Source organism: Burkholderia sp. HI2500 (genome assembly GCF_002223055.1).
Lineage (GTDB): Bacteria > Pseudomonadota > Gammaproteobacteria > Burkholderiales > Burkholderiaceae > Burkholderia.
Genome location: NZ_NKFL01000007.1, coordinates 229,818 through 247,643, shown reverse-complemented (window position 1 = coordinate 247,643; position 17,826 = coordinate 229,818). Strand labels below are relative to the sequence as shown.

Genomic DNA, 17,826 nt, shown 5'->3' with positions numbered 1-17,826 from the left:
GTTGCTGTTTGCCGCGTCCCATGGACGGTTTCCCGGCGGCGAGGCGAACGGGCCGGCTCGCGTCGTTCGTTCCCGGGACTGGCGCACGATCCCGCACTATCTCGACGCGAGATGACATTCGAATGAAAAGCCACGGAACTGCATAAATTGGCAGATTTTGCCATTTCGACACGTGGCGTATCCCGCTTCGCCGGTCAGCGCGGCAGCGCAGCGGGATCGTAGCGATTGCGCGGATTCCACAGCATCCATCCGTCCGTGCCGGCCGCGTCGGCGGCGTCCACCTGAGCACGGATTTCCGCCGCGTCGAATGCGCGCCGGTCGAACGCATAGTCGCGAAACGCCTGCAGCCAGGGCCGGAAGCGCACGCGGTCGAGCCCGGTGCGGCGCATCGCCTCGGCGAGCGAGCGCCCGACGATCTCGCCCGGGTGATCGGTCGGCTTGCGGCAGCCCGGGAGGCCCCACGTGAAACCCGACGGATACAGCATCGGCGAAATGTAGTCGACCAGCCCGCCCAGTGCGCCGAGCCGCTGCCCGATCTGCGTGTCGTCGGCATTCCAGCACACGTAGCCGAAGATGTCGGCCGACAGGTAGAGGTTGTAGGGCCGCAGCCGTGCACGCGCGCCTTCCAGGAATCCGGTGATCGCGGCCACGCGGTTCGCCTCGGTGTTGGGCTCGCCGAACCGCAGGCCGCTCGCGTCGGGAAAGCGCAGGTAGTCGAACTGGATCTCGTCGAAACCCATCCGCGCGGCCTCCTCTGCCACGTCGAAGTTGTGTTCCCACGCGGCGCGCACGGTCGGGTCGATCCAGCGCAGGTGTTCGCGATCGCGCCAGATTCCGCCGGCCGCGTCGCGCACCGCCCAGTCGGGATGCGCGGCCGCAAGCGGATCGTCCTTGAATACGACGAGGCGCGCGATCAGGTACAGCCCGCGCGCATGGAATGCGCGGATCAGCGCCGGCAGGTCCGCGACGCGCGGCCCCGGCTCGCCGCCTGCGCCGATCGCTTCGCGCGCGGCGCTGCGATACGGCGTCATGCCACGATCGCCCTTCACGTCGATCACGAACGCGTTGACCGCCGTGCGACCCGGCAGCGCGAGCGCCGCGTCGCGCAGCGTGCGGTCCGCGACACCGTAAGCCGACAGGTAGACGGCCTTGGGACGAAACGGGACGAGCCGCACCGTGCGCGCCGACTCGCCGGCGGCGAGCGCGACCTCCGCGCGTCCATAGCCGGGGGCGGTCACGCTGAGCGTCGCGTCGCCCGACGGCGCGGCAAACGTGCCGGCGGCCGACGCGATCAGGCTGCTGCCCGACGCATACCCGAGCGCGCCCGCCACCGGCCGGCCGCTGCCGGCATCGACGACCGTCACTGCGACAGTGCCGGCCCGGCCGACAACACACGCAAGTGCCAGCAGCATGCCCGCGAGCCCGCGGCCGACCCGCGCCCCAGATCGCCACCCGCATCGCCACGACTCATGCGGCTGCCGCCCGGCGCGCGCCCCACCGACGTTTGCCCGAATCTCCAATGCACACCTCGCGACGCGAATTCCCGTGGACATTGTTGCGACTCCGGCGCAACGCCACGTGAGGCAGATCAACGGTACGCCACGCGCTACCGCGCGCTCCGCATCGATCGAAGCGTGCGTCTAGGGCCGTGCACGCGTACCGGTTCCCTGACAACCGCTGCAAAGCCGGATCACGCCGCGGCGCTCCGGGTTCTGCCAGTGGAACCGTACATCGATACCGCCGCGCGCCGGCACGACGACGTGCCGGACTTCCTGGACGCCCCGGTCGCGCGCCGACACCGTGTAACGCCCCGGCGGCACGCGTGCGAACAGGAACGGGCCGGCCGTGTGTGCGTCGAGGACCGTCGACTTGCCGGACGTCAACGTCACATCGACATCCGACAGGTAATGCCCGCCCTTCGTCGCGAACATGATCCGCAGGTTGTAACGCGGCGCGGCGGCACGAAACGCAGCGACCTCCTCCGCCCCGATACCGCCCGTGATGTACACGGTGCCGTTCTGCTCAACGGGCTCGGGCAGCGCTTGAGCCGGCGCGTTCGACGCAGCGGCCAGCAAACAGGCCGACAGCAGCAGCGACCCGGCGATTCCAGTCCGCATTTCATTCTCCCGGTACAGGCACGCGGGTGGCGATGCGGCTCGTTCGTTCGGGCGCGTCACGGCCGGCGTGCCGCGACGTGACGCATGCGCATCGTTGACGAAGCCAGCGTCGCGCGGAACGCCGATTTCCCGTTGATGCAGGTCAAGCACACCAGACAGGCCAGCGGCGCGGCGCAACGGTGCGAGACCGTCGGTCGGTACGGCGGCCCCACAAGGCCTGAAGCGGCGGCTGGCCGGCGCCGTTGTCCGTTCCGGCTGTCAGCCGATATTGCACGGCGCGTCGGAAATTTCCGACACGACGCCCCGACATCGGACAGCAAGCTCAGACCGCGCTGATTGTCGGGCCCCGGTCCGCCGCCAATACTGGAGACGTGACAGGACGCAACGTGTTCCGCGGCCGGCAAGCCGGTTTTCCAGCCAGCCGCCGCGAGATCCAGGAGCTGGCCATGACTCACCCGACCGCAGCACAAGCCGACGACGCCATGCCGGATCGCGACCTTCCTGTCGGCGCCCACCTCGTGACACGGCGCCACGGTTACGTGCATCACGGGATCTATATCGGCGACGGCAACGTGATCCATTACGCGGGCCTGGCGCACAGCCTGAGCGGCGGCCCGGTTGAAATCGTCTCCGTCGACGGCTTCTGCGCCGGTTTCGAACTCGCGATCGTCCGGCACACGCGGCCCCTGTACGACGGCACGGAAGCGGCACGGCGCGCGGCCTCGCGCCTTGGCGAATGCCGCTACCGGCTGCTCACCAACAACTGCGAGCACTTCTGCCTGTGGTGCCTGTTCGGCGTTGCAAGGAGCGACCAGGTTGCGTCGTGCCTGCGCAACCCGGTTCACGGCATCGCGGTGGGCGTCATGCTGCTTGCCTGCGTGCTGGCCGCGCGGCTGCATGCGGCAGCCTTCGAACGCACGCCGGACGCCGGCACCTGCCCGGTTCAGTGCGGGGCCTAGCGACGTCGCTCGACAGCGTCGGCGGATGCCGCATGCACCCGCCCCCAGCGCTTCGCCTGCGCGATCGCGATACGGATCGCGCTGCCCTCGGCACGCCCTCGTCGCAGCAACGCGTTGGCGATCTCGATCGCCTTGCCGCGCACCGGCGGCGGCAGGTTCCGCATCGACGGCGGATAGCGTTCGTCATCCCACGGCATGGTGGCTCCTTCTCGTACCCGCGTGCCGATCCCGATACCCTTGTCGGCGGCTCGCACAGCAGGTTCACAGCCATTGTGCGGCCCCGCGACGTTCTGCCGGGCGTGAACCCGAACGGAAACGGCATCCGCGAACGACGGCGGCGAACCCGAGATCCGGCATTCGATCACGGTCGCTCCCGCGCCGTTTGCAGCAATCCGTTCATGCAGCGCGTATCGCACGCATCCGTCATCAGGTAGCGCGGCAGCGCCATGGCGGGATCCGCGGGCCGAACGGGCCGTGCGTCGATCGTGAACGCCGCGACATAGCCTTCGCGGGCGGCCAGCCGATCGGTCGTTGCATCATGGACGCCGAACGGCCAGGCCAGCAGCCGGATCGGCCTACCGGTTTCCGACTCGAGCCGTTCGCGGGAATGGCTCAACTGGAACGACACGAATCGTTGGTAGTCCTCCTCAGACCGCCGTGCGTGCTCGGTGCGGAAATTCGGATGCCAGTAGGTATGCGATTCGATATCGTATCCGCCGGATTGCCCGAGCACGCGCAGCTGATCCCATGTCATCGCGTAGCTCGCGTTCGAGATCGCCGATGGATAGATGAACAGCGTGACCGGTACCGGATGCGCGGCCAGCAACGGGCGCAGCATGTCGTAGACGGAGCGGTGACCATCGTCCACCGTGATCGCGACCGCCCGCGCCGGCAGCGCGTTCGCCTGACCCGCGTGCCAGCGCACGATGTCGGCGAGCGGCACGATGCGGTAGCCGCTCGCGTCGATCGCATGCAGTTGATCAAGGAAGGTCCCGGTGCGCACCGTCATCGAATCCAGGCGTTGCGCGGCAAACCGATGATAGACGAGGATCAGCACGCGCTGCGGCACCGGCTCGCCCGTCACCGTGTCGGCGAACGATACCCGCGGCCAGCACGACAGCAGCAGCAGCAGGCAGACGATCACGCGGACGCTCATGCCGCACCACGCGCAATGGCCGCGCCGCTTGCCTGCGCAACCAGTTCCGCATGAATCCGCTCGACGTCGGCGCGCGTGCACAGCGCGGTGCCGGGATGCTCGACCGAAGCCGCCGATGCCGCCAGCGCATAGCGGCATGCATCGTCGAACGGCGCGCCGCGTGCGAGCGCCCAGACCATCCCACCGACGAAGCTGTCGCCGGCACCCACCGTGCTGCACACCGTCGCGGGCCTGCCCGGCAGGCGCAGCGCGCGCTCGCGCGTGACGACCCACGCGCCGCGCGCGCCGAGTGTCAATGCAACGATGTCCGCCCGCCCTTGCGCGACGAGTTCGGCCGCCTTGCCGCATGCCGACGCTTCGTCGAGCGGTTCGCCGGCCAGCGCGCTCAGTTCGTCGAGGCTGGGCTTCACGAGATGCACCCCGGCGTCGAGGGCCGCGCGCAGCGCCGGGCCCGCCGCATCGACGACCACGCGGGTGCCGTTGGCGGCGGCCGTCCGCGCGAGCGTCGCATACAGGTCGTCGGGCGCGCCCGGCGGCAGGCTGCCGCTCAGCACCAGATAGCGCGGCGCAGGCCGCAGGGCCGCGATGCGCGCCGCGCATGCGCGCCACTCGGCCGCCGTGACCAACGGCCCCGGCATCAGGAAACGGTACTCGCGCCCCGTCGCCGTTTCGGTCACGCAGACGTTCTCGCGCGTCTCGCCGGCGATCCGCATGCGCACGGCCGGCACCTGTTCTGCGTCGAGCAGCAGCGTCAGCACATCGCCGGTCGGCCCGCCCGCCAGGTACAGCGCGACGCAGTCGCCGCCGAGCCGGTGAACGGTCCGCGCGACGTTGATCCCGCCGCCGCCGGGGTCCCGCCGTGGCCGCGCGCAGCGCAGCTTGTGCGTATCGACGATGTGGTCGACCGACGTTGAGACATCGACGGCCGGATTCAACGTGACGGTAACGATCTCGGTCATGGCGCGTAGTCGGTAAAGGGCGTGATGCGCGGGCTTGCACGCCGCGCACATGCGGCCGCGGCGCGTGCCTGATGCCTGATGCCTGGCGCCGGCCACCGGCGCCGGCCAGTCCTGGCACCACCTTACGTGCGCGCCTTCGCGCGGCATTGACGACCATCAAGCGATGCCGCAACAGCACCGGATTGCGCTCGATCAACGACGCGGGCGGGCAGGCCTTTACATTAGGTCATCCGTCGTCGCCGAGCCCCGCCATGGACGAGCAGCCGCTTTGCACCACCGTGTTTGCCGAACGCTATGCGCAGCCCGGCGAAACGTCGCGCGCGGCCGTCTTCCAGCGTGTCGCCCGTGCACTGTCGCTCGCCGAGCCGCCCGCTCTGCGCGCCCAGGCCGAGCGCACGTTCTTCCAGAACCTGCAGCGCGGCGCGATCGGCGCCGGCCGCATCATGGCGAATGCCGGCGCGACGACGGGCGGCACGATGGTCAACTGCTTCGTCCATCCGCTCGCAGTTCCGGAGGACATGCTGCTGCAGGGCGTCGATGCGGCGCTCGCGCAGGCGCTCGACGACGCGCGGCTCACGCTGCTGATGGGCGGCGGAATCGGCTACGACTTCTCGCCGGTGCCGCCCGCCGGCGCGTACGAACGGCGCCTGTCGCCCGAACGCGGCGTATGCGCGGCGATCGACCGATTCGATGCGATGTGCCGCGCGTTGCCGTTCACCGGCCCGCGTCGCGGCGCGCAGATGGGCGTGCTGCGCTGCGATCATCCGGACCTGCTCGCGTTCGTCACGGCCAAGCACGGGCGGGCGCGCTGGCCGACCTTCAACCTGTCCGTCGGCATCACGGACGCGTTCATGGAAGCAGTCGCGCACGACCTGCCCTGGGCGCTCGTCCATCACGCACCGCGCCATGCAGCCGCCAGCGCGTCGCCCCGGCGGCCGGACGGGCGCTACCTTCATGCGACGGTTCCCGCCCGCAAGGTGTGGCAGGCGATCGTCAACGCCGCACGCGACAGTGCCGAACCCGGGCTGCTGTTCCTCGACACGATCCGCGACGCGAATCCGCTGCGCGAGCACGAACGGATCGACGCGACGAACCCGTGCGGCGAGCAGCCGCTGCCGCCCTACGGCAGCTGCGTGCTGGGGCCGGTCGACCTGTCGCGGTTCGTGCACCATCCGTTCGGCATCGACGGCGAGCCGCGCTTCGATTTCGCGGCGCTGGCCGACGCGGTGCACATCCAGGTTCGCCTGCTCGACGATGTGCTCGACCTGACCGCGTGGCCGCTCGCCGCCCATGCACGCGAAGCGCATCGGACGCGGCGCATCGGGGTGGGCGTGACGGGCCTGGGCGACGCGCTGACGATGCTGCGGCTGCGCTACGACAGCGTCGAGGCGCGCGCATGTGCGCGCAGCATCGCGCTGACGATGCGCGAGCATGCGTTTGCCGCATCGGCCGCGCTGGCCGCCGAGCGCGGCGCGTTTCCCGCGTACGATCCGGCCGCTTACCTGACCGGCCCCGCCTACCGCATGCGGCTGCCGCTGAAGGTGCATCACGCGATCCAGCGGCACGGGCTGCGCAACAGCCATCTGTTGTCGTTCGCGCCGGCCGGCAGCGTGAGTCTCGCGTTCTGCGACAACTGTTCGAACGGCATCGAACCGGCCGTCGGCTGGACCCAGCGCCGGATGGTTCGCACGGCGGACGGCCAGGTGCGCGCGTTCCGGGTGCAGAACCATGCGTACCGGCTGTTTCGCGCACTGCATGGCGACGGCGTCGCGCTGCCGGACTACTTCTCCAGCGCGGGCGAGATCGCACCGATCGATCACGTCGCGATGCTTGCGGTGCTTCAACCCTGCGTCGACGCCGGCATCTCGAAGACCGTGACGATGGACAGCCAGTGTTCGCTCGCGCAGGTCGACGCGCTGTTCTTCGCGGCGTGGCGCGACCGGCTCAAGGGCATCACCGTGTTTCGGCCCGATCCGCGGCTCGCATCGGTCGTCACCGACGATACGGCGCAACGACGCGACGGCGCGGTCTGCATCGGCTGTTGAGCGGACTGATCGACGGTGGCCGCCAGCCGGTCAGGCCGACGTGTCCGTGGCCGTGGCCGGCTCCGCATCGGCGTGCGCCGGTTCGGGCGGGCCGATGCCGTCGTCCGGCGGCGTCATGAGCGCCACCAGTGTGTCGTGATCGACCGATTCGTGCTGCAGCAGGCACCGCGCGACCCGTTCGAGCGCGTCGCGATGCTCGCCGAGCGTCGCCGCGACCCGCACGTGCGCGTCTTCGAGCAGCGCGCGCACCTCCTCGTCGATCAACTGCGCGGTGTGTTCGCTGCACCGGCCGTCGCCCGGCGTCCACACGCCGGGTGAACCGCCCTGCGGCGTCGCATCGTCGAGCGTCGCGAGACCGAGCTTCTCGCTCATCCCGTACTGCATGACCATGTGCCGCGCCAGCGCGGTCGCACGTTCCAGATCGTTCTGCGCACCGGTCGACACGTCGCCGAACGCGATCTCCTCGGCCACGCGGCCACCGAGCAGCACGTCGAGCCGGTCGAGCAGCTCGCTTCGGCGCAATACGTAGCGATCCTCGGTCGGCACCTGCTGCGTGTAGCCGAGCGCCGCGATGCCGCGCGGGATGATCGACACCTTCTTCACCGGATCGCAATGCACGCGGCTTTGCGCGACGAGCGCGTGCCCCGCCTCGTGGTACGCGATGGTCCGCTTTTCCTCGTCGTTCATCACGCGGCTCTTGCGCTCCATGCCCGTCATCGCGCGGTCGATCGCCTCGTCGAAGTCGGCCATGCCGATCGCCGGCTTGCCGAGTTCGGCCGCGTGCAGCGCGGCCTCGTTGACGACGTTCGCGAGATCCGCGCCGACGAAGCCCGGCGTGCGCTGCGCCAGCTCGGCCAGGTCGACTTCCGGGGCCAGCTTCACGCGCTTCGTGTGCACGGCCAGGATCTGCTTGCGGCCGTTCAGGTCGGGCCGGTCGATCGCGATGTGGCGGTCGAAGCGCCCGGGCCGCAGCAGCGCGGGATCGAGGATCTCGGGCCGGTTCGTCGCGGCCATGATGATCACGCCCGAATTGGCCTGGAAGCCATCCATCTCGACGAGCAGCTGGTTGAGGGTCTGCTCGCGCTCGTCGTTGCCGGACATCAGGCCGACGCCGCGCGCCTTGCCAAGCGCATCGAGTTCGTCGATGAACACGATGCACGGCGCCTTCTGCTTTGCCTGCTCGAACAGGTCGCGCACGCGTGCCGCGCCGACGCCGACGAACATCTCGACGAACGCCGAGCCGCTGATCGTGAAGAACGGCACGGCCGCCTCGCCGGCCACCGCACGCGCGAGCAGCGTCTTGCCGGTGCCGGGCGCACCGACGATCAGCACGCCTTTCGGGATCTTGCCGCCGAGCCGCTGGTAGCGTTCGGGGTTGCGCAGGAACGCGACGATCTGCTGCAGCTCGGCCTTCGCCTCGTCGATGCCGGCGATGTCGTCGAACGTGATGCCGGTTTCCTGCTGCACGTACACGCGCGCCTGGCTCTTGCCCATGCCGCTCAGGTCACGGACCCCGCCCGGCCTGCGCATCATGAAGCTCCAGAACGTCACGAGGACGATCACCGGCAATATCCATCCGGCAAGCGTCTCGAGCCAGCCCGAATCCGGCGCGCCGCGATAGCGGATGCCGGCGGCCGTGAGTTCGGCGACGAGACGATCGTCGGCGACCCGGTTGGTCGTGAAGCGCCACGGCGGGCCCGCCTTCTTCACGGCGGCCGCGTCGGAGGCCGGCAGGTTCGCACCGGCCTGCGGCATGCGCAGCACGCCCGAAATCGACGACGGGCCGATGTCCAGATCGTCGACGAGCCGCGCGTCGACCAGGTGGTGAAAGTCGCTGTACGAGATCGACGTCGTGGCCGGCTGGGCCATCAGCAGCTGATACGCCACCAGCGCGGCAAATACGAACGGGATCAGCAGCCCGGAGTAATCGAATGATTTTTTCATGGCGTCGAACCGGCACCGCGGGCGCGAGCCCGCTCATGCATCGTCATGCAACGGTCAGCAGGTCGACGACCTCGCGCACGCCCCTGACCGACGCGGCCGCACCGCACGCGGCGCGCCTTTCGGCGAGCGACGCGACCTTGCCCGTCAACGTGACGATGCCGTCGTCGTCGGCAATCGAGATCCCGGAGGATTCGCGCTGCGCGCGGCGCGCGAGCGCTTCGGCAATCCGGATGCCGACGTCCGGCACCGTGCTGTCCGTTCGCACCCGGATGCGATTCGCGACGCCGACGACGCCGATCATCCGGCTGACCATCTTTTCCGCCGCCCGACTCTGGTATGCATGATCGACTTCGCCGTCGAGCGTCACGCAGCCGTGGTCGACCTCAACACGGATCTTGTGATCGCGCAGCGCCTCCTGCCAGCCGAGCGCGAACGTGATCGCGATCGCCAGTTCCTGATCCGCGCACGCGTTCGCGGGCGGTGTGACGCTCAGTTCGAGCACGAGCGCGCGCGCATCCTCGACATGCAGCGCCGTTTTCTGCGCTTCGAGCTTCTGGGCCCAGCTGTCGACCGTGCCGCGCAACGTCACGACCCGGTCGCGCACGTCGACGTCGATCCGTCGCGCGTCGATCGCCGGATTCCAGAACAGCGCCTGCTCGACATCCTGCTTGAGTGCTGCATCGGACTTCATGTCGGTCTCCCGTCGCCCCGTACCGGTCGCGACATTCGCGATCGGTACGGGGCTTCACCGGCTTCAGCATCGCGCACGACGGCGGCAGTGGCTTGACGAGGATCAACCAACGACGTGCCGGCGGCCGTGGCCGCCGGGTGCGCGAATGCCGGATGCGTCCATTGATGCAAATCAACCGCGCGGCAAAGCGCGACACGATCACGACGCCGGACGCGGCGAAACCCGCGACACCCCGCGCGTGACAGCACGACGTTCCCCGCGCTGACCGCCGGCCTCACGTTCCCGTGCTGCTGATGATCGTCGCACTCGACGGCCGGAGCGACGCGGGCTGACACGCGGCGGTGCCGCCGTCCTGCCCGGACGTTGATTGACGTCAACCCGGAGCCGCAACGGCCGAACGGCGAACTTCGCCCGAGCCGAGCCGAGCACGGATGCGGCAATCCCTGATTTCCATCAATCGCTTCGCGCGCATCCGCGCTGTAATCGACTCACTGCTCCGTCCACTCCCGTGAGGCGATCCATGAAACTGACTTTTCTCGGTGCGACCGAAACCGTGACCGGCTCGAAATACCTGGTCGAGCACGGCAACCGGCGCGTGCTGGTCGACTGCGGCCTGTTCCAGGGCACCAAGAACCTGCGGCTGCGCAACTGGAGCCCGTTGCCGGTCGCGCCCGACACGCTCGACGCGGTCGTGCTCACGCACGCGCATATCGACCATACCGGCTATCTTCCGGTGCTGGCGCGCGAAGGGTTCCGCGGGCCGGTGTATTGCACGGCGGCCACGGCCGAACTCTGCGACATCATGCTGCGCGACAGCGCGCGGCTGCAGGAGGAAGAAGCCGATTTCGCGAACCGCCACGGCTATTCGAAGCATCATCCGGCACAACCGCTCTACACGCTGGACGATGCGCAGCACGCGCTGCACCTGCTGAAGCCCGTCGCGTTCGACGAATGCACGGCGCTCGGCGGCGGGCTGGCGTTCCGCCTGCTGCCGGCCGGCCACATTCTCGGCGCGGCGAGCGTCGTGATGCACTGGGATCACAAGGTGCTGGCCTTCTCGGGCGACCTCGGCCGCTATCACGACCCGATCATGCAGCCGCCGCTGGCGCCCGCGCATGCGGACTACCTGGTCGTCGAATCGACGTACGGCGACCGCCTGCATCCGGAATCGGACCCCGAGAACGAACTCGCCGCGCTGTTCGACAAGACCTTCGCGCGCGGCGGCGTGGTCGTGATGCCGTGCTTCACGGTCGGCCGCGCGCAGGAAATCCTGCACTACATCGCGCGGCTGAAGGCGTCCGGCCGGATGGCGCGCGTGCCGGTATTCGTCGACAGCCCGATGGCCACCGACGTGACCGAGATCTATCGTCACCATATCCTCGAACACCGGCTGACGCCTTCCGACGCGAACGCGCTCGGCCATGCGGCCACGATGATCCGCTCGGTCGAGCAGTCGAAAGCGATTGCCGACCATCATGGCCCGATGGTCATCATCGCCGGCAGCGGGATGGCGACGGGCGGCCGCGTGCTGCACCACCTGAGCCGCTACGCGCCCGATGCGCGCAACACGATCGCGCTGGTCGGCTACCAGGCGGCCGGCACGCGCGGCGCGGCGCTGGCCGCGCACGAGCCGACATTGAAGATCCACGGCGAGTACGTGCGCGTGCGCGCGCAGGTCGATTCGATCACGACGCTCTCCGCGCATGCCGACTACGAGGAGATCCTCCGCTGGCTCGGCACGATGCAGCGCGCGCCCGTGCGGACCTTCGTCACGCATGGCGAGCCGGCCGCGGCCGATGCGATGCGGCGGCGCATCGCGGAGCGGCTGCACTGGCCGTGCGAGGTGCCGGTGTATGCGCAGTGCGTCGATCTCGATGCGGTCGAATCCGGCGACACGCACGCGCCGGCCGCGCTTTCCTCCTGACGGCGTGACCCGCCGTGCGGTGGCGGGAACCGGGTGTCGCCTGCCGGTTCCCGCCCTGCGCTACCCGGCCATCAACCGACTTCGATGATGACCTTCAGCGCATGGGTTTGCGCGGCGCGGCCGAACGTGTCGTACGCGCGCTCGACGTCGTCGAGCGAGAACCGATGCGTGATCAGGCGTTTCGGATCGAGGCGCCCGGCGCGCACGGTCTTCAGCAGCATCGGTGTGCTGACCGTGTCGACGAGCCGGGTCGTGATCGAGATGTTGCGATCCCACAGCTTCTCGAGGTGCAGGTCGGCCTTGACCCCGTGCACGCCGACGTTCGCGACCACGCCGCCCGGCGCCACCAGTGACGTGCACATCTCGAACGTCGCCGGAATCCCGACCGCCTCGATCGCGCAATCGACGCCGACCCCGTCGGTCAGCTTCATCACTTCCGCCACCGGGTCGCCAGTGCGGCCGTCGATGCAATCGGTCGCGCCGAAGCGCTGCGCCACGTCCAGCCGGTTGCTGTCCGGATCGATCATGATGATCTGTGCGGGCGAGTAGAACTGCGCGGTCAGCAGCGCCGCCAGCCCGATCGGGCCCGCGCCGACAATCGCCACCGAGCAGCCCGGCTGCACCTTGCCGTTCAGCACGCCGCATTCGAACCCGGTCGGCAGGATGTCCGACAGCATCACGAGCGCCTCCTCGTCCGCGCCCGGCGGAATCCGGTAGAGGCTCGTCTGCGCATGCGGAACGCGCACGTACTCGGCCTGCGTGCCGTCGATCCGGTTGCCGAGGATCCAGCCGCCGGTCGTGCAATGCGAATACAGGCCGCGCCGGCAATATTCGCAGCGGCCGCACGACGAAATGCAGGAAATCAGCACATGATCGCCCGGCTTCAGCGCATCGACGGCGGTACCGACCTGCTCGACGATCCCGACCCCTTCGTGGCCGAGAATGCGGCCGGGTTCGCAAGTCGGTACGTCTCCCTTGAGAATGTGCAGATCGGTGCCGCAGATCGTCGTGCGCGTCACGCGCACGAGCGCGTCGGTGGGCGACTGCAGTTCCGGCATCGGCCGCTCCTCGAGCGCCTTGCGCCCGGGCCCGTGGTAGACGAGTGCTTTCATCGGGGTTCCTCCATCGAAAGAAAGGGTTGCGGGTACGTTGATCAGGACTGCGGCGCATGCCGCGCCTGTGCCAGCACCATCGCGAGTGCGCACGACGCGACCCGGACGGCAGCGCCGTCGGCGCGGCTCGTCAGCACGATCGGCACGCGCGCGCCCACGACGATGCCCGCGCTGACGGCGCCGCCCAGGTATTCGAGCTGCTTCGCGAGCAGGTTGCCCGCTTCGATATCGGGCACGACCAGGATGTCGGCGCAGCCGGCGACCGGCGAATCGATCCCCTTGTCGTGCGCCGCCCGCAGCGAGATCGCGTTGTCGAACGCGAGCGGGCCGTCGACGATCGCGCCGGTAAGCTGGCCGCGCTCGTCCATCTTCGCGAGCGCCGCCGCGTCGAGCGTCGAGCGCATCGCCGGATTGACGGTCTCGACCGCGCACAGCACGGCCACGCGCGGGCACGCCACGCCCAGCGCATGCGCGACGTCGATCGCGTTCTGCGTGATGGCCGCCTTCTGCGCGAGGTCCGGCGCGATGTTCACCGCCGCGTCGGTCAGGATGAACGGACGCGGATACGCCGGTGCCTCGATCAGGAAACAGTGGGACATGCGCTTGTCGGTGCGCAGCCCCGATTCGGCCGCGACGACCGCGCCCATCAGCTCGTCCGTATGCAGGCTGCCCTTCATCAGCGCGCCGGCACGGCCCGCCGCCGCGAGTTCCACCGCGCGGGCCGCCGCCGCATGGCTGTGCGGCACGTCCTCGATCGTCCACGACGACAGATCGACGCCCGCATCGTGCGCGACACGCAGCACCTTGTCCCGCGGCGCGACGATCAGCGGCTCGATCGCGGCCGCCAGCGGCGACTCGGCGAGTTCGGCCAGCGCGACGAGACTGGTTGCATCGCACGGATGCACGACGGCCACGACGAGCGGCGCTGCGTTGCGTGCCCGCGCGATCAGCCCGGGCCATGCGCCGTCCGCGCGCGGCAGCAGGCCGGGCAGGCACGCGCCGCCGCACGGATCCGGATGCCGATGCCCGTTCATGTCTGGAGCACGTAGGCGCCCGGCGCCGCCGCGAGCCCGGCGGCCGGCGCGCGGGCCGGCACGTCACCCGACGAGCGCGCATGCAGCCAGTCGCGCCAGCAGGTCCACCACGATCCGTCGACCGCGGGCGCGGCCGCGAGCCACGCCTGCGTCGCGAGTTCGAAGCACTTGCCCGGCGACACCGCCAGGTGAGCGCCCCAGTCGAGCAGGGCCAGCGCCAGCGACACGGGCGACAGCCCGAAGGTCATCGCGGCGACGATGGCATGCACGGCGCGGTTCCATTTTTCAGCGGGTGTTGCCTCGGGCGCCGTGCATTGGCGCCGGTCGGGCGTCTGCCCGTTCCGATCCGACGGCTGCCTCGATTCGCGCACGAGCGGCGCGCGGATGACGGACGCTTTCATCGCAAGTACATGCCGCCATTGATGTCGAATTCCGCACCGGTTGCGAAGGCGCCCGCGTCGGAACACAGGAACGCGACGAGCGCGGCGATTTCGTCGGGGTCGCCGAGGCGACCGGCCGGAATCTGCGGCAGGATCTTCGTGTCGAGCACTTCCTTCGGCACCGACTCGAGCATCGCGGTGGCCAGGTAGCCCGGGGCCACCGTGTTGACCGTGATGCCGTGCCGCGCAAGTTCGAGCGCCAGCGACTTCGTGAAACCGTGGATACCGGCTTTCGCGGCCGCGTAGTTCGCCTGCCCGTACGCGCCGCGCTCCCCGTTCACGGACCCGATGTTCACGATCCGTCCGAAGCCGGCGTCGATCATGCCGGGCACGAACGGCTTCGTCATGTTGAACAGGCCGTCGAGATTGGTGCGCAGCACCGCATCCCACATGCTCTTGGTCATCTTCACGAAGGTGGCATCGTGCGTGATGCCCGCGTTGTTGACGAGCACGTCGACGCGCCCGAATTCAGCCAGCACGCGTGCCGCGCAGTGCTGGCACGAGTCGTAGTCGGCCACGTCGACCTCGTACGCATGAAACGTGCGGCCCGCCTCGCGCTCGTGCGTGAGCCACGTCGCGACGTGGTCGTTGCGTTCGGTGTGCGACACCGCCACCGTCATGCCGGCCTCGTGCAGGCGGCGGCTGATCGCGGCACCGAGGCCGCCCATCCCGCCGGTGACGAACGCAACCCGCTCAGCGCGCATGATCGTGCTCCTGCGCCGCATGGCGGCCATCGAGACGCCGGACGTCCGCGGCCCCGTCGCCCGCGTCGACGGTTTCCGTGATGCCGAGCTCGAACGCGGCCATCCAGTCGCGCCACGGCATGCTCGCCTCGTTGACCACGGCCAGCCGCCCGAGATCGGGCCACCAGTCGGTCTGGTAGCGCGACAGCGCGCCGGTGCCGTAATCGCGCAGCCACGTGCGCCACGCACTCGCGCTCTCGAACTGCCCGCGCATGCACAGCTCGGTGGCGTCCTGCCAGATCGCGACGGTCGCGATCGTGTAGTCGCGCATCACATGCCGGGCCGCCTCGCCGAACGCCGTCCACTCGTTCGTCGCGGTCAGCGCCTGCTGCAGGCCGCGCACCGCGTCGCGGTCCCGCTCGATGCGCCGCCCTGCCAGCGCGTGCCATTCGTGCTGCCAGTCGCGAGCCAGCACGGCCATGCGCAACGCGAGATCGCAACCCGCGCGGCAAGCGTCGTTCGGTGTGGTCAAAGCCTGGGGGCTCATCGTCTTCCCTCCTTCGATCCGGTCGGTGAATGGGCGTCCACTTCACTGTGCGGCCGTGGCGCACGGCACCCGTTGATCTGAGTCAAGCACGCGGAAACCCTGCTTCGTAGACTGAATTGCACTGGCGGATCACCCGTCGATGGAGCGATTCCGATGAGCTACAAAAGCCTGGTCGTACACCTCGATACGAGCGCCCGCGCGCATTCGCGTCTCGAGTTGGCGTTGCGTCTTGCCCGGCGCTTCGGTGCGCATCTCACCGGGCTGTTCGCGGTCTACACGCCGGAGCCGCATTCGTTCTACGTGATGGCCGGTTCCGCAGACTATTTCCGCGCGCACCGCGAGCAACGCGACGAGCGGCTCGGCGCACTGGAGCGCCTGTTCCATGCGGAAACCGCGCGGGCCAAAGTGCCGGCCACCTGGGTTCGCGCGGACGAGCGCGCGAATGTGGCCGTGCCGCGTGCCGCCCGTCTTGCCGACCTCGTGATTGCGGGCCAGAGCGACCCGAACGATCCCGAAACCTACATCGACGACCAGTTTCCGGAGAACCTCGTGTTGTCCGCCGGTCGGCCGGTGCTGTTCTGGCCGTACACCGGTGAATTCCCGTCAATCGGCGAACGGGTCTTCGTCGCCTGGGACGGCAGCCGCGAAGCCGCCCGCGCCGCGCACGACGCGCTCCCGTTTCTCGAGCATGCGAAGCGCACGACGGTCGTCGCCGTGGTCGACGGCGATTCGGAAGCGGCGACTACACGCATTCCGGCCGCCGACGCCGCGCTGATGCTGGCGCGCCATGCGCGCGACGTGAACGTGCTCGATATCGACACCGGTACCGGCGCGTCGGTCGGCGACACGCTGCTGTCGCGCGCTTACGAAACGGGTTCCGACCTGCTGGTCATGGGCGCGTACGGGCATCCGCGCTGGCATGAACTGATCATGGGAGGCGCCACGCGCACTGTGCTCGCGTCGATGACGCTCCCGGTGCTGATGTCGCACTGAATCGATCGATGCGTACGCTCGCGCTGCTCGTCGTCAATGCCGGTTCGTCGAGCGTGAAATTCGCGGTGTTCGCGTATCCGCCGCACGGGAATCCCGCGCGGCGGCCGCTGCACGAGGGTGAAGCGATCGAAACCGGCAACGGCGTGTCGATCCGCTTCGACGCCGCCCCGGGCGGCACGCTGCCGCTGCGCACGGGCGATCCATACCGCGCGGTGCTCGCGCAGGTCGCGATGTGGATCCGCGTGCAGCTGCCGCATATCGCGCTCGGCGCCATTGCACACCGTGTCGTGCATGGCGGTGCCCGGTACGTCGACCCGGTCGTCGTCGACGACGCGGTGCTCGACGCGCTTCGCACGCTGACGCCGCTCGCGCCGTTGCATCAACCGCACTGCCTCGATGCGATCGACGCGCTGCGCGACGCGTTTCCCGACGTGCCGCAGGTGGCCGTGTTCGATACCGCGTTTCATCACACACTGCCGCGCGCCGAGCAATTGCTGCCGCTGCCGCATGCATGGTTCGACCAGGGCGTGCGCCGCTACGGGTTCCATGGTCTGTCGTACGAATACCTGGCCGTCGCGCTCGACGAGCGGTTCGGCGCGCGTGCGCACGGCCGCGTGATCGCCGCCCATCTCGGCAGCGGTGCCAGCCTGTGCGCGATGCGCGGCTGCCGCAGCGTCGCGACGACGATGGGCTTCTCGGCGCTCGACGGGCTGATGATGAGCACGCGCTGCGGAACCCTCGATCCCGGCGTGGTGCTGCACCTGCTCGAGGCCGGCAAGCTGTCCACCGACGCATTGGGCCACATGCTCTATCACGAGTCGGGCCTCAAGGGCGTGTCGGGCGCTTCCGGCGATCCGCGCGTGCTGCTGGCGTGCGAAGCCGCCGGTGATGCATTCGCCGGCGATGCGCTGACACTCTACGTCCACCGCATCGTGCGCGAAGCCGGTGCGCTCGTCGCGCTGCTCGGCGGCCTCGACATGCTGGTCTTCACGGCCGGCATCGGCGAGCACTCGGCCATGTTGCGCGAGCGGATCTGCGCGGCGCTCGCCTGGCTCGGCATCGACATCGACGTGGGCGCGAACGCGGACCATGCGCAGGTCGTGTCGTCCGCATCGAGCGCGGTCACGGTTGTCGTCGAGCCGACCAACGAAGCGTGGATCGCCTCGCGCGCCGCGGTCGGGGTGCTGCGCGCCAACCGCGACGCTTGATCCAGATCAGCGCG

General features: G+C 69.4%; 16 protein-coding genes and 1 pseudogene. 5 read left to right on the top strand and 12 right to left on the bottom strand.

Going from position 1 to position 17,826, the window contains the following annotated elements; all coding sequences use genetic code 11:
- Nucleotides 1-194: 194 nt before the first annotated feature.
- A complete protein-coding gene (locus CFB45_RS33475; protein ID WP_089429418.1) occupies nt 195-1,412 on the bottom strand; it encodes a putative glycoside hydrolase in 1,218 nt (405 codons plus the stop codon).
- A 228-nt stretch (nt 1,413-1,640) separates the two neighbouring features.
- A complete protein-coding gene (locus CFB45_RS33470; protein ID WP_089430095.1) occupies nt 1,641-2,117 on the bottom strand; it encodes a hypothetical protein in 477 nt (158 codons plus the stop codon).
- 446 nt (nt 2,118-2,563) lie between these two features.
- Here CFB45_RS33470 and CFB45_RS33465 point away from each other — a divergent pair, with 446 nt between their 5' ends.
- Complete coding sequence (locus CFB45_RS33465; RefSeq protein ID WP_047852861.1) at nt 2,564-3,076, top strand: lecithin retinol acyltransferase family protein; 513 nt, start codon at nt 2,564-2,566, stop codon at nt 3,074-3,076.
- Here CFB45_RS33465 and CFB45_RS39850 read toward each other — a convergent pair.
- From CFB45_RS39850 to CFB45_RS33450, 3 genes are read right to left on the bottom strand one after another with little or no spacing between them, the layout of a single operon-like run.
- Nucleotides 3,073-3,441 carry a hypothetical protein gene (locus tag CFB45_RS39850; protein ID WP_256976992.1) on the bottom strand — a complete coding sequence of 123 codons (369 nt, stop codon included), beginning with the start codon at nt 3,439-3,441 and terminating at the stop codon, nt 3,073-3,075. The two genes, CFB45_RS33465 and CFB45_RS39850, sit on opposite strands and share 4 nt — an antisense overlap.
- Nucleotides 3,438-4,232: a polysaccharide deacetylase family protein gene (locus tag CFB45_RS33455; RefSeq protein ID WP_089429417.1), complete on the bottom strand. Its 795-nt coding sequence runs from the start codon at nt 4,230-4,232 to the stop codon at nt 3,438-3,440. The genes CFB45_RS39850 and CFB45_RS33455 overlap by 4 nt, the downstream gene beginning before the upstream one ends.
- On the bottom strand, nt 4,229-5,191 hold the full coding sequence (locus tag CFB45_RS33450; RefSeq protein ID WP_089429416.1) for a 1-phosphofructokinase family hexose kinase: 963 nt from the start codon (nt 5,189-5,191) through the stop codon (nt 4,229-4,231). The genes CFB45_RS33455 and CFB45_RS33450 overlap by 4 nt, the downstream gene beginning before the upstream one ends.
- 251 nt (nt 5,192-5,442) lie before the next feature.
- Between CFB45_RS33450 and CFB45_RS33445 the strand changes: the two genes are divergently transcribed.
- Nucleotides 5,443-7,236 (top strand): adenosylcobalamin-dependent ribonucleoside-diphosphate reductase, encoded by a 1,794-nt coding sequence (locus CFB45_RS33445; RefSeq protein WP_089429415.1) that lies wholly within the window; start codon nt 5,443-5,445, stop codon nt 7,234-7,236.
- Nucleotides 7,237-7,266: 30 nt separating this feature from the next.
- On the opposite strand, the gene ftsH is transcribed toward CFB45_RS33445, so the two are convergent.
- Both ftsH and CFB45_RS33435 read right to left on the bottom strand, forming a co-directional pair.
- Complete coding sequence (gene ftsH, locus CFB45_RS33440; RefSeq protein ID WP_089429414.1) at nt 7,267-9,180, bottom strand: ATP-dependent zinc metalloprotease FtsH; 1,914 nt, start codon at nt 9,178-9,180, stop codon at nt 7,267-7,269.
- 43 nt (nt 9,181-9,223) lie between these two features.
- On the bottom strand, nt 9,224-9,871 hold the full coding sequence (locus CFB45_RS33435) for a BON domain-containing protein (RefSeq protein ID WP_089429413.1): 648 nt from the start codon (nt 9,869-9,871) through the stop codon (nt 9,224-9,226).
- Nucleotides 9,872-10,391: 520 nt separating this feature from the next.
- Here CFB45_RS33435 and CFB45_RS33430 point away from each other — a divergent pair.
- Nucleotides 10,392-11,795, top strand: a complete 1,404-nt coding sequence (locus tag CFB45_RS33430) for an MBL fold metallo-hydrolase RNA specificity domain-containing protein (RefSeq protein ID WP_089429412.1) — start codon at nt 10,392-10,394, stop codon at nt 11,793-11,795.
- A 71-nt stretch (nt 11,796-11,866) separates the two neighbouring features.
- On the opposite strand, the gene CFB45_RS33425 is transcribed toward CFB45_RS33430, so the two are convergent.
- The 5 genes and pseudogenes from CFB45_RS33425 to CFB45_RS33405 all read right to left on the bottom strand — a co-directional run bounded on the left by CFB45_RS33425 (nt 11,867) and on the right by CFB45_RS33405 (nt 15,611).
- On the bottom strand, nt 11,867-12,907 hold the full coding sequence (locus CFB45_RS33425; protein ID WP_089429411.1) for a zinc-dependent alcohol dehydrogenase family protein: 1,041 nt from the start codon (nt 12,905-12,907) through the stop codon (nt 11,867-11,869).
- Nucleotides 12,908-12,948: 41 nt separating this feature from the next.
- Nucleotides 12,949-13,941 (bottom strand): bifunctional enoyl-CoA hydratase/phosphate acetyltransferase, encoded by a 993-nt coding sequence (locus CFB45_RS33420; RefSeq protein WP_089429410.1) that lies wholly within the window; start codon nt 13,939-13,941, stop codon nt 12,949-12,951.
- A gap of 116 nt (nt 13,942-14,057) precedes the next feature.
- Nucleotides 14,058-14,342 (bottom strand): annotated as a pseudogene (locus CFB45_RS33415) (poly-beta-hydroxybutyrate polymerase N-terminal domain-containing protein); the annotation flags it as partial.
- Nucleotides 14,339-15,085, bottom strand: coding sequence for a beta-ketoacyl-ACP reductase (locus tag CFB45_RS33410; RefSeq protein ID WP_089430094.1), 747 nt, complete (start codon nt 15,083-15,085; stop codon nt 14,339-14,341). The pseudogene CFB45_RS33415 and the gene CFB45_RS33410, both read right to left, overlap by 4 nt.
- Entirely contained in the window at nt 15,075-15,611 is a 537-nt protein-coding gene (locus tag CFB45_RS33405; protein ID WP_047852880.1) for a hypothetical protein, read from the bottom strand. The genes CFB45_RS33410 and CFB45_RS33405 overlap by 11 nt, the downstream gene beginning before the upstream one ends.
- Nucleotides 15,612-15,764: 153 nt before the next feature.
- Between CFB45_RS33405 and CFB45_RS33400 the strand changes: the two genes are divergently transcribed.
- Both CFB45_RS33400 and CFB45_RS33395 read left to right on the top strand, forming a co-directional pair.
- Nucleotides 15,765-16,604 (top strand): universal stress protein, encoded by an 840-nt coding sequence (locus CFB45_RS33400; RefSeq protein WP_089429409.1) that lies wholly within the window; start codon nt 15,765-15,767, stop codon nt 16,602-16,604.
- Between the two features lie 8 nt (nt 16,605-16,612).
- Nucleotides 16,613-17,812, top strand: coding sequence for an acetate/propionate family kinase (locus CFB45_RS33395; protein ID WP_089429408.1), 1,200 nt, complete (start codon nt 16,613-16,615; stop codon nt 17,810-17,812).
- The last annotated feature ends 14 nt before the right edge of the window (nt 17,813-17,826 follow it).